The organism is Halosimplex pelagicum, from assembly GCF_013415905.1.
Lineage (GTDB): Archaea > Halobacteriota > Halobacteria > Halobacteriales > Haloarculaceae > Halosimplex > Halosimplex pelagicum.
The window spans coordinates 4,075,726-4,100,649 of the sequence record NZ_CP058909.1 but is presented as its reverse complement, the minus strand read 5'-3'; the positions used below and the strand labels follow the sequence as shown (position 1 = coordinate 4,100,649).

Sequence of the window (24,924 nt, the reverse complement as noted above, 5' to 3'; positions counted from 1 at the left end):
CTCCCGGCCGCTCCCAGTTGCTACCGGCGGCGACGCCGCCCGACTCGCTGCAGGATCTCGCGATATCGCTCCTGTGCGGCCTCGAAACTGTACTCGGACTCGATCAGCTCGCGACCGGCGCGGCTGATCGCGGGCAGGTCCTCGCGGTCGAGAATGTCGACCAGTTCCCGGCGGATGTCGTCGGGGTCGGTGCTGTCCATCAGGAACCCCGTCTCGCCGTCGCGGACCACGTCCGGGACGCCCGAGACGGGCGTCGCGTAGACGGGCGTCCCAGAGGCCAGGGCTTCGAGGATCGTCGTCGGTAGCCCTTCCGTGGGCTCGGATGGGAGGACGACCAGCCGCAACCGGTCGAGTTCGGCGGGCACGTCGTCGTGGTCGACCCAGCCGCGCATCTCGACCCGTCCGGCCTCGATCTCCGCCGCGAGTTCCGTTTCCAGCCACTCGCGCAGGTCGCCGTCGCCGATGAAGGTGAACGTCACGTCCTCGGGGAGGTCCTTCGCCGCGGCGGCGAGTTCGCGGACGTTCTTCTCCTCGTCGAGTCGACCGAGGAAGCCGACCCGACGGCCCCGCTCCGCCAGGGGCGTTCGGACCCGGAACTCGTCGGTCCGGACGTAGCGCGCGCCGGTGGGGTACACGTCCGGGTCGTCGGGGTCGAGGTCGAGTTGCTCGGCCATCGCCGGGGTGTAGGTCACGACCCCGTGGGCGGCCGCGAAGCCCGCGCGTTCGAGCGCACGGACGAGCCCCGCCAGCGTCCGGGCGACGGGCGAGGGGAGCGACTCCTCCCAGGCGATGCGGAGCGTCAGCGGCACGTCGCCGCGCGGCTCGACGAGAACGGTCTTCCCGACGGCCCGGGCGAATAGGATGGGGAGCAGGTACGAGGTGGCGCCGTAGAAGAGGACGACCTCCTCCTCGCGGCCGGCGAGGACGCGGCACATCCGGAGCTGGTTCAGGATGAATCTGAGGGCGGCCACGGCGATAGAGTCGCCCGCGCCCTTCCGGGTGAGTTCGACGAGTTCGTGGCGGTCGCGGATCTCCGAGTCGGCGGGCAGGTCCGCGGTGACGAGCGCGACGCCGGTCACCGCCGAGAGGATGTCCAGCAGGCTCCGCGTGGCGTTCTCGCCGGCCGCCGCCAGCGGATGCGTGACGACGCACACGTCGGGCAGGTCCGCCATTAGCGGGTGAGTGCTCCCGGCGGTCGCTTAACGTTGGTCATCCCCGGCGCGGGCATCGCTGTCGGGAGCTATCGCCACTTGGCTATCCCGTAGAGGTAGCCGAGGCCGACGACGCCCGTCAGGACGAGGAGCCAGACGAGCTGTTTCGCGGCGGTCGCGTCCGGGTCCCGAAGCAGTCCCGCGAGCCGTCCCGGGACGTACTCGCCGAGGATCTTCCCGAGGAAGTCGCCCTCCTCCTCGGCCGAGCCGGGGACGAACTGCTGCATGCCGCGCTTGGAGTAGCCCTGCCAGAACGCCCGGTCTAACAGCCACTTCGGCTCGGTGCGGTAGGCGAACACCTTGTGCCCCACCTCAGCGTCGGGGACGTAGCGGACGCCCTCGTCGTACTCCGCCTGCAGTCGGGCGCAGACCTCCGTCTCGCCGCCCTGGAGGTTCTTGTCGCCCTTGCGGCCGCCGATCTCGTCGTCGAACCCGCCCAGGTCGAGGAACACGTCGCGACGGAAGGAGATGTTCGAGCCGTTGGTGTTGCGGACCTCCGCGGGGGTGTCGCGGCCGTCGCCGAACCCGCGGTAGGTGGCGCCGATCAGGAAGTAGAACTCCGCCGGGAGAAAGTCGACCGCGCCGTCGACCCAGATGGGGGCCATCCGGCCGCCGGCTGCGATGGCGTCGTGTTCGTCGTAGGCGGCGACGAGCCGTTCGATCCACTCGGGGTGGGCGACGGCGTCGTCGTCGATAAAGGCGACCACGTCGCCGCTGGCGGCCTTCGCGCCGTTGTTGCGGCTGACGAGCAGGCCGCGGTTCTCGTCGTTGCAGCGGACGACGACGTTCTCGCGGTCGCCGAAGTCGGCCTCGAACCGCTCGTAGACCTCGGAGTTGCCGTCGCTGACGAAGACGAGTTCCACGTCGTCGTACGTCTGGTCGAGGACGCTGCGAGCGGCCTCGGTGACCGCGTCGTAGCGGTCCATCGTGTGCTCGCAGAGCACGACGGAGACGCGCATGTCCGCTCATGGACCGGGGGCCGGGATAGGTTTTCCGTCTGCCGTCCCGTAGCGAGCGGGATATCGGGTCGCCGCGCCGCGGGGGAAGATCGCAGTACTGCGGCGGGATCCAGCGGCGAGCGCGGCCGGATTTACCGGAAGATGACAAGGCTTATGCGCGCGATGGAACTGGTTCCGTCAATGAGTCAGTGGCGTGGTCAGATCGAAAACATCGACGAACCCGGTGATCTCGCCGACGTGGTGGGTGAGTACTACCACATCCCGGCGATGGTCGCCCTCCTCGGGTTCATGCTGTGGAGTCGCGTTCGCGATTGGAAAGAGTTCCTGATAGACGGCACGGTGTTCTTCAGCGGAAACGACCCGTGGTACCACTACCGGATGGTCCAGTACACGGTCCAGAACTGGCCCGAGACCAGTCCGTTCGACCCCTGGACGCAGTTCCCGCTCGGAACCCACTCCAGTCAGTTCGGTACCGTGATGGACCAGCTGGTCGCCACGGCCGCCCTCGTGGTCGGTCTCGGGAACCCGAGCGACCACACCGTGCGGCTGGTCGTCCTCTTCGCGCCGGCCGTCTTCGGCACGCTCGTGGCGATCCCCACGTACTTCCTGGGCAAGCGACTCGCCGGGAAGTTCGCCGGCGTGCTCTCCGTCGCGGTGCTCGCGCTGGCGGGGAGCACGCTCGCCCAGCGCGGGACCGTCGGCTTCTACGACCACCACGTCGCGGAGGCGCTGTTCATGACGACGGCCGTCCTCGCGACGATGGTCGCCGTCTCCGTGGCCGAACAGGAAAAGCCCGTCTGGGAGCTGTTCAAGGCACGCGACGTCGACGCGCTGCGCCGCCCCGTCGGCTGGTCGCTGGTCGCCGGCGCCGCCATCGCGATCTACCTCTGGACGTGGGCGCCGGGCGTCTTCCTCGTCGGCATCCTCGGCGTCTTCTTCCTGATCGAGATCTGCTCGGAGTACGCGCACGGCGAGAGCCCCGAACACGTCGCCATCGCCGGCGCGCTGACGCTGGGGACGGCCGGCGTGCTGAGCCTCGCCGTCATCGAAGAGGTCGGTCTCAGCGCCACGAGCTACAATCTCGTCCAGCCGATACTCGCGTTCGGCGTCGCCGCGGGCTGTGTCTTCCTCGCGTGGTTCGCACGCGAGTGGGAGTCCCGCGACCTGCCCAACTACCAGTACCCCGTCGCCATCGCCGGCATCCTCGTCCTGTTGGCCGGTGGGATGGCAGTCCTGCTTCCGGACTTCTGGGGCTTCCTGACCACGCAGATCACTCGCGTCGTCGGGCTCACGGTCACGGACACGGCCGGGACCGTCGGTGAGGCCCAGTCGCTGCCGTTCGGACAGCTGTTCCCGCGTTACGGCTTCACGGTGTTCATCGCGCTACTCGGCGTCGCCTACGTGGCGGTTCGGCAGTTCTACGACCGGCCTCGCGCCGAACTGACGCTCGTCGCCGTCTGGACCGTCTTCCTCCTACTGGCGACGCTGACCCAGCGCCGCTTCGACTACTACTTCGCCGTCGCCGTCGCGACGATGGGCGCGATGGTCCTCGGCGAGCTCGCGCGGTTCTCCGGGCTGTCGAGGCCAGACACGGACATCGAGACCTATCAGGTGTTGACGATGGCCGCCGTCGTCCTCGTGGTGTTCGCTCCGCTCGTGTACCCGACGCCGCTCGCGATGCAGATGACCTCCGCCCAGCAGGGCCCGGGCCAGGCCCAGCCGGCCTGGAACGAGACGCTCGGCTGGATGCAGAACAGCGCGCCCGCCCAGGGCACCTACGGCGGCGCCGACAACGCCGAGGAGGTCCCCTACTACGGCACCTTCGAGAACACCGACGACTTCGACTACCCCGAGGGATACTACGGGACGCTCTCGTGGTGGGACTACGGCCACTGGATCACGGTGATGGGCGAGCAGATGCCGACCGCCAACCCGTTCCAGCAGGGGGCCGACCAGGCCGCGAACTTCCTGCTGTCGACCAACGAGTCCCACGCCAACGAGGTCATGACCGACCTCAGCGAAGACGACGCGAAGAGCCGCTTCGTCACGGTCGACTGGAAGATGGCCGAGACCACGACCTCCTACCAGCGGGCCGGCGCCGGCCCGCTCAGGATCGGCGGGAAGTACTTCGCCCCCTTCCAGTTCTACTCCGACGGGAACATCTCCCGGAGCGACTACTACACGGGGCTGTACTACCGGACGGGCCAGCAGGACAGGGTGCAGTACCGCTTCTTCCAGCGGCACAAGCAGCCGTACTACAACTCGACGGCCGTTCGACTGTATCGGTTCCACGGCAGCGCGACCGAGCCGGCTCCGGTCGTCCTCGACTGGACGATCGAGGACGTGCAGGGGCAACAGGTCCCGGTGAGCAACGGAACCCGTCGCTTCGGTTCGATGGAGGAGGCCCGGGAGTACGTCGAGAGCGACCCGACCTCGCAGATCGGCGGGTTCGGGAACTACCCCGAGGAACGCGTTCCGGCGCTCGAACACTACCGGATGGTCCAGGGGAGTAACACGAGCTCGACCGAGTCGATCCGCAAACAGCTGTCGCTTCGGAAAGAGGCGCAGGGCGCCTTCCAGACCTCGCTGCGCCAGCCCGGCGTGCTGGGCGCGCTCCAGCCCCGCAGTTCGAACTGGGTGAAGGCCTTCGAGCGCGTCCCCGGCGGGACCATCGAGGGCGAGGGGCCCGCGAACGCGACGGTCACCGCGGCCGTCGAGATGCAGGTCCCCTCGACGAACTCGACGTTCGTCTACCGCCAGCAGGCCGAGACCGGCGACGACGGGACGTTCACGATGACGGTCCCGTACTCGACGACCGGCTACGACGAGTGGGGTACCGAGGAGGGCTACACCGAGCCGAGCGTCACCGCGAACTCCTCGTATCAGCTCAGGACCGGCATGACCACCAACGAGTCCCACACGTTCCGCTACGGCGGGACGGTTGACGTGACCGAGGGGCAGGTCCTCGGCGAGGACGACTCCGCGGCGACGGTCACCCTCGAGAAGGGACAGGCGCGCTCGCTCGAGGGCAACCAGCCCGGCAACGAGACCGTCGGTAACGAGACGACGGGCGACGGGCCGGCCGGTAACGAGACGGGCGGCGACACGACCACCGCCGACGGCACGACGGCCACGGCGACCCCGTCGGATACCGGGACCGCGACCGACACCGGGACCGCGACCGACACCGGCACCGACGGCGGTGCGACGAACGGCTCGACCGACGGCTCGCTCGTCGAGCCCTCGACCGCGGCGCCGGCGACGCTGCTCGCCCTGCTGGGCGGCGGGCTGCTGTCGTTCGTCGGCCTGACGAGACGCGACTGACCCACCGAACGACACACGCTCATTTTCGTCCGACCCGCGTCGGGTATCCGTCAGTACTAACTACCGGCTCCGACTCTCGTCCCCTATGACACGACAGTGCGGTCGGCCCGGCCGCGGGCCTCGACCGGGCGCGCCGGCGGGTGAGACCGATGGCAGTTGACGGCGGCTTGCTCGCGATCGACGTGTTGCTCGTGGCGTTCGCGGGCGGCGCCGTGGGCGCGGCGCTCGGCGGCTACGCGGCCTACGGCCTCGCCGGACTCGTCGTCACGGTCGGCGAGATCGCACGCGTCACGAGCGGCGCGGGCGGCTCACCGCTCGTCGCCGATTCGGCCGACCTCGCGAACGCGGGCGTCACCGGCCTGGTCGGCTACGGACCGGTTCTGGGACCGCACGTCGCGTTCGCCGGCGGCGCCGCGGCCGCCGCCTACGCCGGCCGCAAGGGCCACCTCGACACCGACTTCCCGTACCACGAGGCCAAGCACCTCGCGGCGCCGCTCGGCCCGCGACCGGGCGCGCTCGCCGTCGGCGGCGTCTTCGGCGTCCTCGGCTACTGGCTCGCGGGGCTGTCGCTCCGACTGGGGCTGCCCTGGGACCCGGTCGCCGCCAGCGTCGTTGTCTCCGCGCTGCTCCACCGGGCCGTCTTCGGGTACCCCCTCCTGGGCCGCCTCGACACCGACTTGCTCGACATGTCGCCGTACCGCGACGGCGACCGGCGGATGGCCGCCGACGGCGACGGCGACGGCGCCCGGTCGCTGGCGGGCCGGTACGTCGTCGAACCGTGGCTCCCCTACCAGTCCGAGTGGCTCTCCGTCGGTATCCTGGGGCTCGTCGTCGGGGTCTTCGGCGGCTTCGTCGCCGTCGCCACGGGGAGTTACTTCCTCGCGTTCGGCATCGCCGCCACGGGACTACTGTTCCTGACCGCCGGCGTCGAGCGGTTCCCCGTCACCCACCACATGGCGCTGCCCGCCGGCATCGCCGCGCTCGCGCTCCCGAACGCCGGTCCGACCGTGGCGATCCTCGTCGGCGGCGCCTTCGGCGTCCTCGCCGGCCTGGTCGGCGAGCTCGCCCAGCGCGTCCTGTACGCACACGCCGACACCCACCTCGACCCGCCCTCGGTCGCCATCGTCGTCACCACCCTGCTCGTCGCGCTGCTGGACCTCGCGGGCGTGTTCCAGCAGGCCGCCGTCCCGACCGTCGGGCTCGCCTGAGGGGCCGCTCTCGTCCGGCGATCGACGGGAGCGAAATACGCGTATTCACAGCGTTTTTATACCGACCTCGGCATGTTACGATAGATGCTGCAGTGGCTGGTCGGCGACGCTGTCGGGGAAGCACTGGCGGTCGGGGCCGGGACAGCGCGAGCGACCGACGCGCGCGGATGGCTGTCGCTCTCGGCCGACGCCGAGTCGCAGGTCGGCGTCCTGCAGTCCGCGAGCGCGGGCGACGTCGGCGGCATGATGGTCGCCGCCGTGGTTCTGGTCGTCCTCGGCCTCGGGGGCGTCGCCGCCTGGCACTCCGGGCTCCCGTCGCTCGGCTCGACCGGGAGTTCCTCCGAGGGCGGCTCGACGACCGAACCGGACGGCCCGGCGACGACCGAGACCCCGTCCGAACCGGACCCGACGGCCGAGCCGAAGGGCGAACCCGACGAACCCGCGGCCAGGACCGACCGAGAACTCATCGTCGACATCCTCGAATCGAACGAGGGCCGGATGAAACAGGCCCGGATCGTCGACGAGACCGGCTGGTCGAAGTCCAAGGTCAGCATGCTCCTCTCGGAGATGGAAGAGGAAGAAGCGATCAGCAAGCTCCGGGTCGGTCGGGAGAACATCATCAGCCTCAGCGGCAACGAACCGGAAGCGGCCGGCTCCCCGTTCGACGACGAGTGAGTGTGCGAGGGCGTACCGATACGGGATCGAAGCGCAACCGTTAAACCCGTATCCTCGCTACGATTTGGTACACACAGAGGGCGTGTGCGCTCCGTTGGTGTAGTCCGGCCAATCATCTTGCCCTCTCACGGCAAGGACCAGGGTTCGAATCCCTGACGGAGCATCCGATTCCCCTTCCTTCCGGCGGTTTTGCCTGTGACCGACATGGATATCCACCAATGTCACAGGGCATTTCGATTCGAACGAACTCAGGAATCGGCTGCCGTCTTGCGATTAGCGTTATTGCTAGACCATGCCGATTCGAACGACTCGCACGTGAACTGAACCGCGCACGAACGGAGGGTCACCGGTGACGATCCCTGACGAGATCACCGTCGTGACGGAGACAGCGGAACCGTACCTGAATCCCAAGCAGCTCGTGGATTACCGGTCGGAACGCGAGGCGTGTCTGTCGTGGCTCCTGGCGCTCGGGAAGAAACCCGAGAAAGGACAGGGGTACGCTGTCGGGACAGTCAAACCGCGCGCGTACCGGATGGATCAATTCTACCGGTGGGTGTGGGAGGAAGAAGGAGGCTACACTGCTAACCTCTCCCACGAGCACGCGGACGCGTGGATGACCCACCTGGCGAAAGCGGACTACAGCAGCACGCACAAGACGAACTGCCAGAAGTCGGTCAAGATGCTGTTCAAGTGGCGGAAACACGAACGCGGGGACGGCGAATGGGACCCTGATATCACGTTCTCAGAAACTACGGGGTCGAACCCGAAAGACTACTTAACGCGTGAGGAGCGCACAGCGATTCGTAACGCTTCGCTTGAGTATGGGAGCCTGCCCAGTTACTCGAACGTGACGCCCGCCGAACGCGACCGATGGAAGCAGTATCTCGCGCAGCGCCTCGAGAAGCAAAAATCAGCAATCACTCCAGGTGACTGGGAGAAAGCCAACAGCTGGAAAGTCCCGTCACTGGTCTGGACGAGTCTCGATGCTGGGCTGCGGCCGGTGGAAGTTCAGCGGGCGACACCCGAATGGGTCGATACGGCCAATTCCGTCCTCCGGATCCCGGAGCAAGACAGCGCGAAATCGCGCGACAACTGGATCGTTAGTATCCGCGACCGGACCGCTGAGTTCCTTGAGCGGTGGTGTTCCCAGCGTGAGAACTACGAGAAGTACGAAGACACGGATGCGCTCTGGTTGACGCGCGAAGCGAATCCGTACTCGTCAACAGCGCTTCGGTACGTGCTTCACCAGTTGTGCGACATTGCCGAGATCGAGACCGACAATCGGCAGATGAGTTGGTACGCGATCCGGCACAGCGTCGGCACGTACATGACCCGTGAGGAAGACCTCGCCGCTGCGCAAGCACAGCTCCGTCACAAGTCTCCAGAGACGACGATGAAGTACGACCAGACGCCGGCAGAGGACCGGCAGGACGCACTCGATAGAATGGGCTAGGAGAGAGTTCCTATCCCTATTTGCAACATTTGATTCGCCGGGGGATGTGGACGTTATAGGCTGGACAGGCGGAATACCACGGCGTTTACGCCGTGGATACGCGTCGTCACTCTGGGATCAACCCGTAGGTCAGACGCTTGATCTGAGTTTCCCACGCTGACGTTTAAGTGACAGGCCGCTCGACCAATGAGTAGGAATCGGTCGGAACGGAGCGGATTCCGAACCGCCCTTCGGAGGTGGCCTGTCCACCCATCTAATGAGGCAGTATCCGAAAGGGCAGTCGGTGAACACACATGCTAGAAGCGTGTGCCCGTGCCGACTGCTCAAAGCAACCCAGACGATACCCCAAGTCCGTTGACGCTTGCCGGCGTCTCCGTGGCAATAATAACACAGGGACGCCAAACATAGTCGAGGAGAGGGGTACCGGCGGTTTGGCACCGCCAGCAGTCCACCACACTGAGACTGTGGGACTATCCGCGCCTGAAAGGTGTGGTAGTCAGGTAACTGGACTCCAAACCTGAAACTCCCACCGCTCGGGATTCCTCCGCGTTCACGCGGAGGAGGATGTCAACGGTAGAATTTGCTCTGTACGTTCGCCGCATTCATGTGGTTTAGATTTTCAGGTGGTGCGTCGGGCAACTTACGAGACTGAACTTCCTCGTTTGAATCGAAGAGACGTGCTTTAGCTCTCCGCTCGATCTCGTCCAGGTCTTCTTCGGAAAATCGGTCCGAGTTCAGCGTGTATTTTCTGTACTTCCTCGTCAGTGCTCTCTCAAAAATGCCTTCCTCGATACCCGGAATCAGAATTCTCTCGATTCGCTCATCATGCGGGTCTTTGTACGGAATCGCTTCTTTCAATTCATCTCGCCGTAATTCTGTGTCTGTGAGGATCGCTGCAATCTCATATCCAAAAGTGCGCGCTAAGTGGTCTTCAACGACGTTTGAGAGCATCTTACGGTTAATTCTGAATCTGCTGAATTTAAACCCTGGCCTCAAATCGAACATTCGTCTGTAGTCCTCTGCTGAAGGTACTGTGATGACCACCGTAGAACGAAGCACACATTCTGATTGGTAACCTTTGCGGAGTGTGAGTCCACTCACACTGAGTTTCGGTTACTTCTGAACCCCCTCAATGGTTGAGTATGCGCGAAGAATCGGAGATAGAGTTTGAGTTTTTCTCAGAGGAGAGCGTCTCCTCGCTGAATTTCCAGCAAAAAGTACTGTATAGTGAACACTGGGAACAGTTGCTCGAATGGCTTCGGACTGAAGGGAAAGAACCAGAGAACAACGTGGGGTACAAGGAATCGAACGTTCGTCCTGTCGCGCGGCGAATCCACCAATCATTCAATTATGCGTGGGAACGCGACCACCTCGTACTAGATTTGACTCCCGAGCTTGCAGACCAATTCGTCGATGGGCTTCAAGAAGACGATGTAACCACGAAAAGCGGGAAACCGTACGAGGAGAACAGTAAGCGAAAATTCGTGAACGCGCTTCAGGCTTATTTCCGATTCACCGAGCAAGACTGGGACCCTACAACCTCGTTTTCGGATGAACCGCCATCGTTCAACTCTGACCCGTTCAATCGACGGGAACGAGAGCTCTTGTTGAACACCTCGTTGGAATATCGATCACCGCCGACCTACAGCAACTTATCCCCGGAAGAGCGTGACCGTTGGAAAGCCTATCTCGCTCAATTCCTGGGGAAGCCGAAAGCAGAGGTGACTCGTATTGATTGGGAAGAACTGCGGCAAAGCTGGAAAATCCCGGCCCTCATCTCCACGGCACTTGACGCGGGCTGGCGAGCCGAGATCGTTGGCCGGTTAGAGACGGGGCATTTAGATCTCGCAAATGACCAAATCATCGTACCAGCAGAGGTTGCTGTCAAGAATGATAAGAAATGGGAAGTCGCACTCTCGAACCGGGCTACGAAATTATTGGAGAAATGGCTCGACCAACGTTCAAACAAGATGAAGTACGATGACAGCGATAAAATCTGGTTAAACCGGCGTGGGAACACGTACGACTCGGGGAATCTCAACACACTCCTCAGCAACCTGATCGAGGAGGCAGGGATCGAAGCGAATGGTCGGAAACTGACTTGGCATAGCATTCGACACAGCACGGGGATGTACGTGTACGAACGAGAGCGTGATCTCGGGCTGGTAGCGAATATTCTGCGTCACAAAAGCCTCGAGTCCGCTCGAAAGTACGCTCACCCGACGCCAGAAACAAAACAGGAAGTCATCGAAGGGATCCAAGGCGGCGCGCCGGTGTGAATGCCGACATTCTTTGACGAGTAGTACCATCGTCAACTCTGAAAGCTTGTAGCGCCCGATATCGTTGGACTTGCAATTAGGACACTCGTTTGTGTCTAGCGTGACATCTACCCTGCATTGACGGCACTCGACGACTACATCCGTCTTGTCACCGGATAATAGTCGACCGAGTACCGTGCGGACACGCATAAGCGGTTTGTCACCCCTGATCCATGTACGACGACATCCAAATACTCGCTCGGTACTTAGACTACAGTGAGCACGTCCCCCCTACATGGGTCCTTGTGGAGTACGAGAAAGTTGACGGCACGGAGGGGATCTAGACCAAATCCCCGGCGTGTGAGGCCGCTGTTGCGCTTGAATAGCTTCGCCCAGCAGACTCAAGTGCTCGCTCTGAGACATGCTCCTCAACAGACTACTGATGGAACTTCCTGATCAACTCTACTGCCTGTTCTCTAGTACTGTTGAAGAGCGAGATGACTCATACGTGATTAAAGTACCAAAGCAAGAGATCAAATTTGGTGCTCTTCAAGACGGTGAGACGCACCGCGTCGCGATCCTTCCCTCACCCACAGGTCAAGGGACTGAACAAACCAACACAGGACTACGCCGTGAACCTGATCCGCCGAAACCGCCAGTTGAACAGGGTGACCAACGCACAGTCGAAATTGAAGATATTGGTGACCAAGGTGACGGAATCACCCGTGTTGAACGCGGCTTTGTCGTCATTATTCCAGAAACTGAAAAGGGCGAGCGCCTCACTGTTGAGATCACCGACGTACGAGAGAACGTCGCCTTCGCAGAAGTGGTTGAACGGCTGAATTCCAACGAATAGGTGATCGGTTCTTTCTGCCTCATCATTCTCCACCCACCTCTCCGTCAGTCGCAACCCAACACCCTCCCGAACGTATAGAACAGTCCGGAAATAAACAGAGCCGCTACTCGGAAACGGAATAGCAAGTAATCCACGAACTCAAATCAAAAAATGCGTCTCGCAACGAGTTCATGAACACCCTTCACGTATATCTGGAACAACAGGAATTTATGTAACCAGTCCTGCCCCCTTAACGGCTGGCTCTCCCAGCCTGTGATGCTCGTCCCGGGGTCGATGTGTCTCCCCCCATCCCCCAGAACCCCCAACCACATCGATTGCCACCACCTTTCGTTTCACTTCCCGGGGCGAGTATTTTGAGCGTAGACTATGTGCGAACTTCACCTGCATCCCGATTCAAATGAAGGATAACTGAATTACGGCACATGAAAGCCTGAAGCAGAAGCCCGCCAGGAGACAGAATTAACGGACTAATTCTTCCAGTGCTCGACGGACTTCTTCTCGAACGATCTCGCGGATATAGTCATAGTCGATCTCGACATCCTCAAACTGCTCACGGGCAGCATCGGCTTGAACTGTCTCCTGAGAGGTTTCTTGAACGATTGCTCGAATCTGGCTGAAGTCCTCTTCTGAGAGACTAGATTCTGTCGGTTCCTGATCGCTGCTTTCTGCTTGAAGCCGTTGAAGATACTCGTTCCATGTCTCTCCTTCCTGCATACTGTCAGAGAGCTGGTCCTTGATGTCTTTCGTGAGAGTGACGGTAGTGTACTCGGACATGGCTCAAATTAGAATTCAATTGGATATAGAGATTTCTTTGTCCGCAGCCTTCTTTGTAGAATTAGTCTAATCTCTAGTACGGCTGATCGAGATGTTCAGGGCCGGAAAAATTCCAATTGACTTTTGGATACCATCCAACGGAATAGGCCCGATCCGCGGCTCTGGATCCGATTGAAAATCAACGGCCTGAGGTCCTACAACATACGGTCTGTTGGCAGCCAATTCGGCCATGCGCTCAGAGGTCTCGACTGAGCATCATGCGGGAAGCGATTCGGTATCGACGTACTGGTTCTCCCATTCACGGCGGGCTTCGATCTCGCGGCGGCCACGCCGAGTCAAATTGTAGAAATTGGTCCGCCGGTCGCGTTCCCCTTTCTCCACGAGTCCCTTGTCGACAAGCGTGTCTAAGTTGGGGTATAGCCGACCGTGGTGTATCTCTTTCTCGTAGTAATTCTCTAGTTCTTCTTTGATTGCGAGGCCGTGGGGCTTTTCCTTGCCGGCAATCGTGTACAGGAGGTCACGCTGGAAACCAGTAAGATCGTACATTGTCCGCGTACTGATAGTCTCTGGAAACGGTTAATTCTGTCGTGATTTTACATACAACTTCAATGGCAATCAAGAATTGTCCTCTTCCGAGTCACGCCGTGGACTTGTCCAAGAATAGCCGACTTTGCTCAATTTCGCAGTGGACAATCGATTCTCGCTTAGCCTATCGTACTCAGCGGAACTCTTGAAGGTCCACACCCAGAACGTGTGCCATTGTAGCATCTTTCTCGATCCGGGCCCAGCTCTCTTCACCCGTACCTTCCAAGTCATCTGGATGATCAAAGTAGGAAAGAGACTCCTGAGTCTCTGCGATCAGCTCGTCAAGGAGGTCTTCATCAGCTGACTTCCCCGCCATGACCTACGACAAAACCCAGTACTGTAAAATGCTTACTGTGTAATCTCCGGAGTTTCCGCTCACAGTTTGCTCTTCAACCGTTTGGCCCCCTGTCATGTGGCCTTGTGCGTGGTCCTTCATATCATTGTTTTCCAAGGGCGAACTATATCGCTTCGACCAGTGGGTCAGGTATTCAACGCCAGCCACCAGTACAGCGAAAGTGGGTTCAGTTTCACTACGGCCGGTTCGTGGGCTGTCTTCTCGTGGATAGCAAGCCGACGAAAGCGCACCGTCTTATGTAACAGCTACCGCCAGAGATTCTACCATTTGTTACATAAGAATGGTCGTAACCGAACGATGTCGGCTGCAGACAACGTGTGTCGCACATCTCGAAATTCGTGAGAGTCATGGCAGCAGATTTATTTATTGGTTGCCCTCCTTTTCCTCTCGGGATGGATGGGTTGAGTCAGGAGTGCGTCGCGGTCCGACGCACCTACGACAGCACAGCTACGAATCCAAGTATTGCTGTCCTCGAAGCCTTGGCCGATATCAAGAACAAACGGCCCGAGGAACTATCGGGTCCAAACCAGCCGAGGCTGTACGACAAAGTCGATACCGATGCACTCGACCAACTGCTCACCGACAGCGAGGACCTTACTGTTTCATTCCAGTTCGAGCAGTATCGGATCCGGGTTACCGAGCGTGAACTCACTGTTACCCTGGAGTGACTACTTGGGCCGAGACGCGAGCTAGGTAGTGTAGACCGTCACTGTGGCTTCAGAACCCAGTCCATGTCCGCTACTCTCGTTTACACAGGCAGTGGACCGGCAGTTACCATCTCTTCTCTCTACCAGTCACGTCAGCACTGAAAACCTCGAAACGCTCATGTCATTGTGAATCGTACACGCGAGTACATCCGACGTGGGTGGGTGGCCCAGGCGCACATTGCCCCCATAGTTGCCAGCGACACCGTTCACGGCTCCCAACAATAACGGTGTCGGCCCCTGCCCCTGGGTCCGCCCCCTTCGGGTGTATTCCACACTGGTCCGGCCCGGTGTTTGGCTCCCACACCCCTATATTTGCTACTCGTGGATCAAACACGCGGAATATGATTGTGTGGAGAGTGTCGTAGAATCTTTCTCACACCCCTTCTAGAGGAGATGAAACAACATATACATCTAACACACATTATTTTATATACAAGTATTCTAGTTCCTCGGTGAAGTAGATGTACTGGCGATCAACTTTTTTGAAAGCGGTGTCTTCCCACCTGATTGGCTGGACTTCCCCATCTTGAATTGCTCTACCGTTGTAGTGTATCACTTCTTCCTGATACTCAGGGCCGTGTTTAGACGCTCCCGGAGACGCGGGTTAGTGGCTGTGCGGTCTGAATAGAATTAGCCAGAGAGTGCCTCTCTAATCGGAATCTCTATACAGACAATGCCCGAAGGGGGCGAACTGCGCCGCGTCTAAACAAGGTCACAATGTCTGGCGTTAATAAATGCGAGCGGTGAAACAGCGAATTCTACTTCGGTCTGACGATTTAATACAGCCCCTCTCGGGGAAGGTCAATTAATACGTTATGCCGTCAGCCCACGGCGGTTCGTCATTGAAGATGTCAGAGATTTCGTAGTGGTCGTCCATAGCCCTGAACGTCTCCTCACAGACCTCGTCTACCGCATTTGCGAACGGCTCGTGATCTTTCACTGCGGTGGCCAACGTGTTGTAGTACCCCTCTTGATCAAATTCATCCAGTTCATAACACGCATGTATATACTCTTGCGTGAATTTAGAGGAACTCTGACTTTGCCATTGCTTTTTATTTGCTTGACGGGGTATCGTCTCCTTTACAAGATCACTCTCATCCATTTTGTCAGAGAACTTCTGTCTGAATTGTTCACAAGCCTCTTGGTCTCGGCTATGAAGGTGAAATTCGAACTGTAGTTCATCTGGGTTGAATGTGTCTATTTCGTAATCATCATGGACCTCATCTCTGAAGAGGGAATGTTGAAAGTGAAGATGACCACCATCAGATAGGTGCCACCACGGACGAGCAATCATTGGGTTACCGGTATCAGGCGTTTCCAAGCGCCAATCACTTGCTAGCTCGGGATTGTATTTTTCAAACTTAGTAATCCATTTGTCACGTTCGGCCTGCATGAATCGTCGAGGTGCATTGTATACGGAATTAAGCTCAGCATCATAGAATTGGCTGAGCTCTGCGAATTCTTCAGAGTGTTGGCTCCGAGTTTCTGGTGTTGCTGATTGCGGTGCCGTTTGTTTCACGATATCCGGGTACTCTGTATATAATTTTGCTTGGTTGAAAATCCGGTCATATTCCTGCCCAGAGAGCGGTTCGAGTACATTGTCGAGAAGCCGTTTGAATTCCGTCAGCTGTAACGACGTTTCTGATGGTGTATCTAGATACAAGTTCGGAAGTTGGTCATCGAGTACTTCCTGAATGGTCCTCCACGTGACTACCTGGAATTCGTTCGGGCCGTTCGCGGTTGGCGCTGTATGCTCGTCTAGGGCGAGATAGACGTAATTCTTTGATTGGAAATCTGTTTTCGGAATATGACTATCACTGAAATGAGAACACTCATAATACGTTTGTGTCTGAGTACCACTCTCTGAGGCTCCCACCTTGATTTCGATAAGAACGAACCATTCTTCTTCCGCCCAAATCCCGAGATCTATCCGTGGAGGGTTATCGTCATCTGCAGCATCATACATGCTGACTTGCGTTTCGACAGTTACCGTCGCTCCTGGCTTGCGTTCAGTAGCAGAGTCCGGTAATTTATCCGGTACTGTACCAGCGATTTCTTGAAGGACCGGAATGAGAATCCGGTCATCGAGGCCGTGTGGCTGCGTGGGATCGAGGAAATATCCTAGCATCTCGGTCCAGTAGTCCTCGTATCGAGCCCGTCCAATGATCTCTAGTGATGTTTTAGGCTGAACCGGGTCGGGATTAATTTCTCTTAATCTATTCTCGAGTTCGTTGAGATCTACTTTAGATGCCATAGGTCCCCAAGTTGTTAGACCGCAAAATAATCTTATGGTGAATGTTTTGATTCGATCCCGGGGCCTCACTTTCACGGTGACCGCCGCATGACTGCTTGACGATTCCGAGACCACACTTTCCTCAGTGTTGTAAATCAATACAATATCACGTGCATGAATCTCTCTTCGAATCTCTTTACAATTTCTTAAGGTTATTTGAGTTGTGGAATAAACCCCCTAAACCGGTACTCTTATTATGATTTGGTGACCGGTCAAGATCCGAATGACTCAGGACACGGCTTCACACCGCCGATACGAATGGCAGATTTCGCTGGAGGTGGATGGAGAGGAACTGGAGTCCTTGTTCCAAGGTGACGATAGTTCTGCGATGCTAGGGAGAGTGTTTGCGATGTGGCTTCATGATCGAGGCGATGTTTCTCAGTGGGCTAATGTCGTGGCTTTCGGTGAACTGATCATCGCGTACAGCGATCTCGATGCAGATACAGTGGCTGTGTGGCTTGGTATTGAGCCGGATCGATTGGATCCAGGTGAACTGGAAGGGCTCTCTCCGGAAGAAGAAGTGTCGTGGCAGATGGTAGGGCCGAATGGGGAATCGATGTCGGTGGCACGTCGGGTTGTGAGCGAAGATGGATGAGGATGTTGAGATGCGGTCCGCAGTGATGGAGGCGGTGACGGCTGCGACTCGTCTTCAAGCGGCAGTTACGGACCCTGCCGTTTCTCCGTACCAAGCACCTGGTCGGAAGTGCTTCTGGCGGTATTATTCGGCGTACGGTGAGCTCGGCGCTGTCTGTGTGTGGCTGCGGGCCAGCGGCGTTACTGGTGACGAGTACTACGACCACCTGCAAACCTGGTATAGTGAAAAGATCGTCAATGAGACAATGAATATCCAGTGGCGGGGGTTAGTTAGCACTCGCGGCTTTTCCACGGATCAAATGCAGATGGCAGATGTCGTCGCAACGCGGTGGGACGAGCGGGTCGGGGGAGCTGATGAGAGCGTGGCTGAACTTGCAATGTCCGTACTTTCGTCCTGGCTGCGTCAGCAAATGGCTGAGAGTATCGAAAATAGTTGTGTGAGCGATAAGGGCTCGATGTCGCTTGTGACTCAGTTCGGGTGGATTTTACTGCAGGCTCTGGAGAGCGGTCTAAACGAAGCTGATAGCGAGCTCAGTTCGGTGCTTTACTGGACGGCGTTTGCCGGGGGCAAACACGACTCGGACGGCGCCAGTGCAGCGAAACTCGCGCCGCTTCGGGAACTCGGCATCCTCGTTCGAGGAGGTTCAACTCCTCGACTATCTGTCCCATCACCTGTCTTCGAGGCACTTCGAGAGGAGTATAGCGAGTATCGTCGAGACGTAGAGCAGTATGTCTCCGGTCTTGATGCTGCTGCTAGAAATGAATTGGTCGAGATCAGGTCAGCTGGGACATCGCCGTACCGGCAGTCGCTCGTTCGAGAGTTTCAAGAACCGGAACAATACCCTTCTCACGAAGCTGTTCGTGAACGGTTAATCGAAGCTGGCGTGCTATTAGTTCACGTTACGGATGAGAATTTAACGTTTGAGCGGGCCCAACGGGATTCTACCCGTCGGAAACGAATCACGTATATTATTTCCCCAGCGGCTCGCGCGGCTGCTGACCGGCTCCATGAAGTCTGATTCACCGGTTGTTTAATCACCGAATAGTCGAGAGAGGAATCCATCAGACTCGTCGTTGTTAAGAGAATCTTGGCTCTCGGTTGTGTGTTCGGTATCCGTGCCGGTTTCAGCTACGCCGTTTAGTAGGTCGTCTACTGAGTACCCGATCCATTCGGCGAATTCTTGTGGTGCGCCGATGTAGACGCTGTTAGAGGATTTCTCGGACATGAATCGTTTCGGCAGGCGTTTTTCGTAGTCGTATACTTCGTACTCCTCGCGGTCGAAGTCAGCGGTGATCGCGTCAGGTTCGGACTCAAACGTGACGCGACCACCCTGAATGTCGCGCTGCCACTTGAGCCGTCCCGTGTCGTACGTTTTTTCGGCGGGTTCGTCACTAGGGAAGTAGTCTGGTTCCTTGCGTCCTGCTTCATCGTAGAATTCGCGGACAATGCGGCGGACGTCTTCGATAGTGCTGTTCCCGTCGGTCCACGGTTGTTCGGTGAGCATCCGCCGGGCGACGTAACTGAAGATCGGGTTCTGTCGTTCCAGCACAGCCGCGAGATCTTTCTGCGCTTCGCGGAACCCTGGGTCCTCTGGGTTTGACGGGAACGAGACATCCATGCTGAGGATCTTCATTCGGTTCCGGAACTCCGATTTCGGGAGCGCGTCGTTCGTGGTGAAGATGAGGCACGGCTGATCGACGCTGGTCGGCGTCCAGTCACCCCAGTAGTTCCGGATCGGACTCCACCGCTGGATCTTCTCTTTCTCCGCGTCGATGATAGCGTACGGGAAACTGGTATCCCACTCGCGAACGCCCCGGACTTCTTTCACACCGACGTCGTCGGCGTCTACGCCGGAGATAACCGTGTTATCGGAGACAAGTCGGAGGATGTATTCGGTGAGTTTGTCTTTCCCGGCGTCGCTTTTCCCTTCGATGTAGAGGTGCTGGAGGACGTTGTCGAGCGTCCGTGACGGGGAGGAGAGTGCTTCGGCGTACTGGTTGGCGAACGGTGCCCAGAACCCGTACAGGAACGCCTCGTACATCTGTGCCATCACGGCCGTCTCGGATTGCGTGTGGCCGTGGTTTTCGACGGTCTCGATGTAGTCCTCGATAGTTTCGAGACAGTGGTCGAGGACTTCAGGGGTCGGCTCGTCGGTGGCGACTAGGATCATTTCGTCTTCTTCGCCGATCACGACCTGCTCAGCGTCGGGGAGGACCGACATCGTCGGGATAGCCGTCGATTCCTTGACTTGCTTGTTGTACGCGCTCAGGGGCGCGGTGATGCTGTGATCCTCGACGGTCGCGCCGCGGTCACGAAGACTGGTCCCGAACTCGTCGGCTGTGTCCTTGTCTACTTTGCTGGTCCCCATTCGAATCTTTTCGTCGGGCGCTCGAACACGCGGCCGGTCCAGTGTCTCTGTGAGACTCGTCTCGTGGTCTGACTCGACAAGTCCCACGTCCGGGGAGTCGTCGTCTGCTTCAGTGGAATCGGGTTCTGTGGTGTCTTCGCCTCCCGTCGGATCGTCCGCGGGTTCAATGACTGTTCGGTCGGCGTTCTCGGGTTCCTCGACGAATGCGACCGTCCCGTCCGCTGCTTCAGGGTCGTCTACAACGGCAGTGATCTGGTCGGCAGCATCTTTCAGGTCCTCGACGGCATCCTGGTTCAATGCGGCTGTGTCACTCACATCGAGGTCGCCTGCACCGACCCAGTACTCGATACGGTTCTCTCGTTCTTCCGGGGAGTCCGCTTCTTCCAGTGCTTCGACTAATCCGTCCAGAAGTGTCTGGTCGCTGTACCCCTCTCGGTACTGGTCGATGAAATCAAGAAATTCATCGTCCAGCTCAGTCCCGACATCAGTCGTGAACACCGAGATCTGGTTGGTGTGGTACTCCCAAGAGTTCCGCGAGAGGTTCGCCGAGCCTTGCACGAGCTTCACCGTGTCGTCCGGCATGACGATCCGATAAATCTTCGAGTGAACGGTCTTCCGGTTTTTCAACCGGACTGTGAGACGGTCGTCTTCCCGAAGCTCGACGAGTGATTTGGCCGTTGAAACCTCGTTGACTTGATCAGCGTAGTCCTCTGAATTACCGATCAGGACATCGAGCGAACCGATCCCGTAGTCGGTCAGCATCTGGACCATCAATTCCGGCGTCTCGGCGTATGTCACCGCATCGACGTGGCGAGCACCCTCGAACAAGTCGAGAAAGTCGGTCCGGTCTTTAACCATCGCCAAGCGGTACCCGGCCGCTCCCGACCCGTAGAACTCCGGCATATCCGCAAACCGATCGAACGAGATATTCGCCGTTAACTCATCCATACGGCGACCAGTAGCGTAACCGGAATAAATCCGTTCCATGGACTGATAGTAGAACAATGTCTCGACAGGGAGGTCGGGATTGTCGGCAGGTTGTTGTTCCCAGTCGAAGGACCAGCGGACAAAGAAGAGGCAGTGACATCGTATCTTGAATCAGTTCTTCGTGCGGATGACAGCGACACATTAACCAAACGGTCTGTCAATTGGCTGACCCCGATCTGCCGAAAGTCGAGTGCGAGAAATCATTAAGGAAGAGCCAGACGACCTTTACGTGATTGAACAGGGGCCCGAATACAGCACTACCATTCGAATGAGGATTTAACTCCTTCTAACGCTTTTTTGGGACATATCCCGCCATTTTGAGACGTTATCTTACTCGAGTAGATTTTGTTGAGTATTTGGGGTAATAGATAACGGGATTAGAGGGCTTTTTGATACAAATAAACAATATTTGGAACGTTTCTGCCGTTTCAGGAGTTCTCCGCTTAGTGTCGGGCTGTATTTTCGCATGTTGTTACCGACTCAGAGAGCAATAAATGTCTCAAAGACTATTTTTGGACCGTTATATTGTTTTCAAATCCCGCTAAGAGTCCCCATACATGTACCCCTTCACTTTGCTATTTGGGTGAGTTATTGATTAGTCTGGGCGGGCGTTCGGGTGATGAATTGTCTCCGTCACGAATGATGTTGGGTTTGTGCTGCGCACGGTGTGACTCAGCAGGTCAGTGAATACTGCTATAGATTCCCGATGATTTTGTCTTGGTGTTGATCAGGCGTTGTCGGTGGCGAGGATTGGACGAGAGAGCGATAGGTTTCTAGCTGGTCAAAGAATTGGCCAAGGATATCTTCGTTTTGGAGTTTGGTCTTCCACTCGGTTCGGCCGTAGTTGCGTGGGTTTGAATTGGGGAATGAGGTGAAATCAAAGTAGTCTGGGTGGTCTAAGTGCCGCATTAGCTTCCAGAGATGTTCGGGGTTTGGGGTGACTAAGATGGTCTGGATATCGTCGATTGTGGAGAACGTGTTTAGCTTCCTTACGCAGTGTTGTGCTCGTGAGGGTGAGTTTGATTTCGTCTCTACCTCGGCGACGTACCTCGGGGTACTCTCATTGAAGCCGATGACGTCGATCCGTGTTGAGAGGAGGTCTCGTTTTTTGAGTTGCTCCTCGTAGGGAGTTGAACGGAGTCGCCAGAGATCATGGTAGCGAACGACTCGCGTCACGTCGGGTTTTGTTGCGAGCCACGCTGCAGTCTGGTCAATGCCTCGTCTATGAAGTGATTTTTCGCTTGTTGTCCTTTCTCCGTACCCGTCGTTGGAGACGTTCTTTATTGATAGGAGTTTGCGTTTGTCGGCAGGGACTGTGTAGAGTACTTTTCGGCCTTCTGTATGCCGTTCTAGCCAGTCTTGGTCCTGTAGTTTGCCTTCGTCTACGTTGAGTTGTGTTCCGTCTCCTCTTCGTCGAAGGACACGCATGCTATCTGTTAGAGAATAATCTGCGATTTGGCGTTCCATCGCCAGTCCAACCCTTGTGAGGAACTTCAGTTCGTCCTGAGTGGGCGTCAGTTTGGATTCGTCGTCTACAAGGGGTTCCACATCGGATATGGTTGGGATGGTTGACTGGGCCTGTGCTGCCGTTTTCTGGCCGCGTCTTATTGCTGCGTGATAGTCTGGTTGAGGCAGTTGCCAAGTTTGCTTTGGTACCGTCGGGTTGATGATCTGTCTATCTCTACCGGATTTTCTGCTCCAGTGTGGTTCGACATCCTTCTGCCGTAACTTGGATTGGATGTGGAGGTAACTGTTCCAATAATCCCGCCCATCATCGTTGCGTGGGTAGATTGGGGTGTGTGGTGGGGCGGGGATTTCACACTGGAGTTGTGAAGTCTGATTGTTCCTGTATAGTTTGATTTGGCTGCTTTTTGCGTTCTGTAGAGCCTGGAAAAGGGTTCTTTGTGAATTGATATCGTTTCCTGGTCGGCGAGGCGGTGGAAAGTATGTTTTTAGATGGTTAAAGAGGGTTTGTACAGGAAGGGGCGTTCCGAAGGATAGTGATGGGGTCGCCCGGATGCAGTCGACGATCGTGATAAGGCGTTTGTCCTCAAGTTGAGGCGGGGTTTTGATGTTGGTATCGTCCTGCCAGTCTCGTTGTGGGTTTTCGCTTTTGCTGGCGAAATACGGGCTGTAGATCAAATTATTGAACTTGAAGTATCTGAAGATGACGTCTTCTGCGTGGGGAGTTTGTGATGCGAGTTGATCATACTCCTGTGTGGAGAGCATGTTATAGGCAAGATTGACTAACTTGGCCCAGCCGTGCCAGGCGTATTCCGCTAGTTTGAGGCGGAATATTTCGCGGGGAATGACGAGCCCTCTATCGCTGATGTACAGGTGCTGAAGTTGATCGGTAGGTGCGGGCGCGGACGGGGGGGAGACTGGTAGTAACTGGCAGCAGCGTGAGTAATGGTCTGTATCGATCCAGACGCCGTCGGTTGTGATTTTGGCTCGGTCGCGGTATCGTTCATCGATTGATTCAGAGTCTGTTTTGGCGTATGTCCTGAATGGAGCGGGAGCCGTTATGTCAGGCGGATCGGGTGCGAGGAGAACAGCTGCGATCTCTGCCTGGAGCTGTGAGGGGAGTTTATTCTCAAACAGCCAGGTGATTGTCGCAACGTAGTAATTTCGGGCGCGGATGCTAAATTCCGTTAATCCAGGATGTTTCCGTATTGGAGAGCGAAGCATACGGGCCTCGGCGCTCCCGTTTGGCTCTCGGGCCTCGTACTTTGTGTCGGCGAGTGGGTCCGCGGAGTGTGTTCGCAGCGCTCCGAGTGCTGCGAATGTTGCTAAGTCCCTGATTTGCTTGGTTCCCGTCGGCTTCGTCGGTTTGATATTGATTTGCCTGTGAGCTGTCTTTAGATACTGTTCAAACCGGGTGTTGTGAGACGCAATTTCCTGTTGCTCAGCGGCGAGTACCCGTTGTAGTGTTATTGCTGAACAGTCTAACGGCAGGAGAACAGCACGCGCAGCGTCTCGCTGATTAGTCAGTGGTTTCATCGCTCGGTTCCTCGTCAGGCCGCAGAACTGAGTCCGGGAACACCTCTTCCGGATCAATAATGTCGTCAATGAGTTGTTTTCTCGAGGCAACTCGAAGTTTTTTCACTCCGAGTTGGTTTGTGAACTCTGAATTTATTTCTGGGATACTCGGCTGGGCGCGGTAGTGCGCAATTACATCATCATCGAGTTGGGCTGGGTCACTGCCATACCAGCCTTGTGAGTAGATGCATGCGATGAATTCCTCAATAGACTTTCGCGTTGGGAGGACAATTATAACAGGAGCTCCAGCATCCATTGCACGACTGATCTGTTCTTGGATTTGTATTCCGGATTCCTCATTAATGACGAACCCGGTGACAGTTAATCTCGGATGGTCTTGTTCAGAGAATCCGGCGAAGTCGAACATTTGAACTGGTCCTTCAGGCGGATCGGAATCGGTTGACTGATCTGAGAATCGTGATTCGGCTTGGGTGCCAATGGGGTCGCCCATCACGTGTGGTGCACAGGCCCAGTCAATTACGGGGTGTGTTGCGATCCAATTCCGACTTCGAGCAACGAGAGCATTATGAGCGGTCCCCTCATCAAAAATGACGTTCATAAGCAATTCTGCCTCGTAGCATTGGGTTGTCCACTGCCACCGGGATTTGTTCGGCAGGACTTCCGAGCGGGCTGCGAAGTCTTCAGTGGTGCTGTAAACTCTCGATCTGTAGACCTCTTCCGTTCGGATCGCGTTTGACTTCTCGATTATCTCTCTGGAGACAGTTCCTCGGAATCGATCGGTCATCGTGCAGAACTCTCGAATCCTGATCGGGGCCTCCTCTCGAGTTGGGACGGAGTAAGGATACCCGGGTAGCACTCGATATTGCTGGAGGAACACGAGGTGCGTGAATAGTTGGAAGGCACGCGACTCGAAGGGGTTGCCTGACACGTATTCTGCAATGACGTCGCTTGCTATGGGCAGTGGGTTCGAGTGGTCTGTCGCTTGAAGCGCTGCTTCGACATCGCTAAGAAATTCTCGTACTTCAGGATACAGTTGCGGCGGGAAAACAAACCCCGTGTGGGAGTCAGTCGCCTCAGTGACCGCGGATTGGCGTTCATGTTCAAGTCGCTGTTCCGGATGGCAATTTTCGACGAGTTCTTTCGTTTCAGACTCGAACTCGCAGACACGACACTGCCAGTTCTCTCGGTCCTTCTGGAACTGGTCATAGTCTTCAATCGTCAACTGATCGGGGTCTGGTTCTTCGCTCATTGATCTCTACGTACCAAACACTAACCCCCTGCTTCGGATAAAGGATCGCCGTAGATGGACTGTTTCA

19 protein-coding genes and 1 tRNA gene are annotated in these 24,924 nt (G+C 57.6%); 10 read left to right on the top strand and 10 right to left on the bottom strand.

The window, feature by feature from the left end; translation table 11 throughout:
* Positions 1-20: 20 nt before the first annotated feature.
* Entirely contained in the window at positions 21-1,172 is a 1,152-nt protein-coding gene (locus HZS54_RS20455) for a glycosyltransferase (RefSeq protein WP_179918902.1), read from the bottom strand.
* A gap of 68 nt (positions 1,173-1,240) precedes the next feature.
* On the bottom strand, positions 1,241-2,170 hold the full coding sequence (aglG, locus tag HZS54_RS20450) for a glucosyl-dolichyl phosphate glucuronosyltransferase (RefSeq protein ID WP_179918900.1): 930 nt from the start codon (positions 2,168-2,170) through the stop codon (positions 1,241-1,243).
* 180 nt (positions 2,171-2,350) lie between these two features.
* Here aglG and HZS54_RS20445 point away from each other — a divergent pair, with 180 nt between their 5' ends.
* The 5 genes from HZS54_RS20445 (at position 2,351) to HZS54_RS20425 (ending at position 8,830) form a co-directional block, all read left to right on the top strand.
* Positions 2,351-5,494 carry an oligosaccharyl transferase, archaeosortase A system-associated gene (locus HZS54_RS20445; RefSeq protein WP_179918898.1) on the top strand — a complete coding sequence of 1,048 codons (3,144 nt, stop codon included), beginning with the start codon at positions 2,351-2,353 and terminating at the stop codon, positions 5,492-5,494.
* 149 nt (positions 5,495-5,643) lie between these two features.
* Positions 5,644-6,702: a DUF7973 family transport facilitator gene (locus HZS54_RS20440; RefSeq protein WP_179918896.1), complete on the top strand. Its 1,059-nt coding sequence runs from the start codon at positions 5,644-5,646 to the stop codon at positions 6,700-6,702.
* Positions 6,703-6,786: 84 nt separating this feature from the next.
* A complete protein-coding gene (locus tag HZS54_RS20435; RefSeq protein ID WP_179918895.1) occupies positions 6,787-7,377 on the top strand; it encodes a helix-turn-helix transcriptional regulator in 591 nt (196 codons plus the stop codon).
* Positions 7,378-7,465: 88 nt separating this feature from the next.
* Positions 7,466-7,540: transfer RNA gene (locus HZS54_RS20430), tRNA-Glu, on the top strand.
* Positions 7,541-7,726: 186 nt separating this feature from the next.
* On the top strand, positions 7,727-8,830 hold the full coding sequence (locus tag HZS54_RS20425) for a tyrosine-type recombinase/integrase (RefSeq protein ID WP_179918893.1): 1,104 nt from the start codon (positions 7,727-7,729) through the stop codon (positions 8,828-8,830).
* A gap of 567 nt (positions 8,831-9,397) precedes the next feature.
* Here HZS54_RS20425 and HZS54_RS20420 read toward each other — a convergent pair.
* The gene (locus HZS54_RS20420; RefSeq protein WP_179918891.1) at positions 9,398-9,874 is read right to left on the bottom strand and encodes a hypothetical protein; all 477 of its coding nucleotides are present in this window, start codon (positions 9,872-9,874) and stop codon (positions 9,398-9,400) included.
* 98 nt (positions 9,875-9,972) lie between these two features.
* Here HZS54_RS20420 and HZS54_RS20415 point away from each other — a divergent pair, with 98 nt between their 5' ends.
* Together HZS54_RS20415 and HZS54_RS20410 are read left to right on the top strand one after the other, a co-directional pair.
* Positions 9,973-11,109: a tyrosine-type recombinase/integrase gene (locus HZS54_RS20415; protein ID WP_179918889.1), complete on the top strand. Its 1,137-nt coding sequence runs from the start codon at positions 9,973-9,975 to the stop codon at positions 11,107-11,109.
* Between the two features lie 421 nt (positions 11,110-11,530).
* The gene (locus HZS54_RS20410; RefSeq protein ID WP_179923090.1) at positions 11,531-11,944 is read left to right on the top strand and encodes a TRAM domain-containing protein; all 414 of its coding nucleotides are present in this window, start codon (positions 11,531-11,533) and stop codon (positions 11,942-11,944) included.
* Positions 11,945-12,403: 459 nt separating this feature from the next.
* On the opposite strand, the gene HZS54_RS20405 is transcribed toward HZS54_RS20410, so the two are convergent.
* The 3 genes from HZS54_RS20405 to HZS54_RS20395 form a co-directional block, all read right to left on the bottom strand.
* On the bottom strand, positions 12,404-12,718 hold the full coding sequence (locus HZS54_RS20405; protein ID WP_179918888.1) for a hypothetical protein: 315 nt from the start codon (positions 12,716-12,718) through the stop codon (positions 12,404-12,406).
* Positions 12,719-12,973: 255 nt separating this feature from the next.
* Complete coding sequence (locus HZS54_RS20400) at positions 12,974-13,264, bottom strand: PadR family transcriptional regulator (protein WP_179918887.1); 291 nt, start codon at positions 13,262-13,264, stop codon at positions 12,974-12,976.
* A 172-nt stretch (positions 13,265-13,436) separates the two neighbouring features.
* Positions 13,437-13,619 carry a hypothetical protein gene (locus HZS54_RS20395; RefSeq protein ID WP_179918886.1) on the bottom strand — a complete coding sequence of 61 codons (183 nt, stop codon included), beginning with the start codon at positions 13,617-13,619 and terminating at the stop codon, positions 13,437-13,439.
* Between the two features lie 386 nt (positions 13,620-14,005).
* Between HZS54_RS20395 and HZS54_RS20390 the strand changes: the two genes are divergently transcribed.
* The gene (locus HZS54_RS20390; protein ID WP_218927090.1) at positions 14,006-14,326 is read left to right on the top strand and encodes a HalOD1 output domain-containing protein; all 321 of its coding nucleotides are present in this window, start codon (positions 14,006-14,008) and stop codon (positions 14,324-14,326) included.
* A gap of 844 nt (positions 14,327-15,170) precedes the next feature.
* Here HZS54_RS20390 and HZS54_RS20385 read toward each other — a convergent pair.
* Positions 15,171-16,619: a PD-(D/E)XK nuclease family protein gene (locus HZS54_RS20385; protein WP_179918885.1), complete on the bottom strand. Its 1,449-nt coding sequence runs from the start codon at positions 16,617-16,619 to the stop codon at positions 15,171-15,173.
* A 262-nt stretch (positions 16,620-16,881) separates the two neighbouring features.
* On the opposite strand from HZS54_RS20385, the gene HZS54_RS20380 reads away from it, so the two are divergent.
* Both HZS54_RS20380 and HZS54_RS20375 read left to right on the top strand, forming a co-directional pair.
* Positions 16,882-17,253: a hypothetical protein gene (locus tag HZS54_RS20380; RefSeq protein WP_179918884.1), complete on the top strand. Its 372-nt coding sequence runs from the start codon at positions 16,882-16,884 to the stop codon at positions 17,251-17,253.
* On the top strand, positions 17,246-18,271 hold the full coding sequence (locus tag HZS54_RS20375; RefSeq protein ID WP_179918883.1) for a hypothetical protein: 1,026 nt from the start codon (positions 17,246-17,248) through the stop codon (positions 18,269-18,271). Before HZS54_RS20380 ends, HZS54_RS20375 begins: the two co-directional genes overlap by 8 nt.
* A 12-nt stretch (positions 18,272-18,283) precedes the next feature.
* Here HZS54_RS20375 and HZS54_RS20370 read toward each other — a convergent pair whose 3' ends face one another.
* The 3 genes from HZS54_RS20370 to HZS54_RS20360 all read right to left on the bottom strand — a co-directional run bounded on the left by HZS54_RS20370 (position 18,284) and on the right by HZS54_RS20360 (position 24,857).
* Positions 18,284-20,569, bottom strand: a complete 2,286-nt coding sequence (locus HZS54_RS20370; RefSeq protein WP_179918882.1) for a phospholipase D-like domain-containing protein — start codon at positions 20,567-20,569, stop codon at positions 18,284-18,286.
* A gap of 732 nt (positions 20,570-21,301) precedes the next feature.
* Positions 21,302-23,608, bottom strand: coding sequence for a hypothetical protein (locus tag HZS54_RS20365; protein WP_179918881.1), 2,307 nt, complete (start codon positions 23,606-23,608; stop codon positions 21,302-21,304).
* Entirely contained in the window at positions 23,592-24,857 is a 1,266-nt protein-coding gene (locus HZS54_RS20360; RefSeq protein ID WP_179918880.1) for a hypothetical protein, read from the bottom strand. The genes HZS54_RS20365 and HZS54_RS20360 overlap by 17 nt, the downstream gene beginning before the upstream one ends.
* Positions 24,858-24,924: the final 67 nt, after the last annotated feature.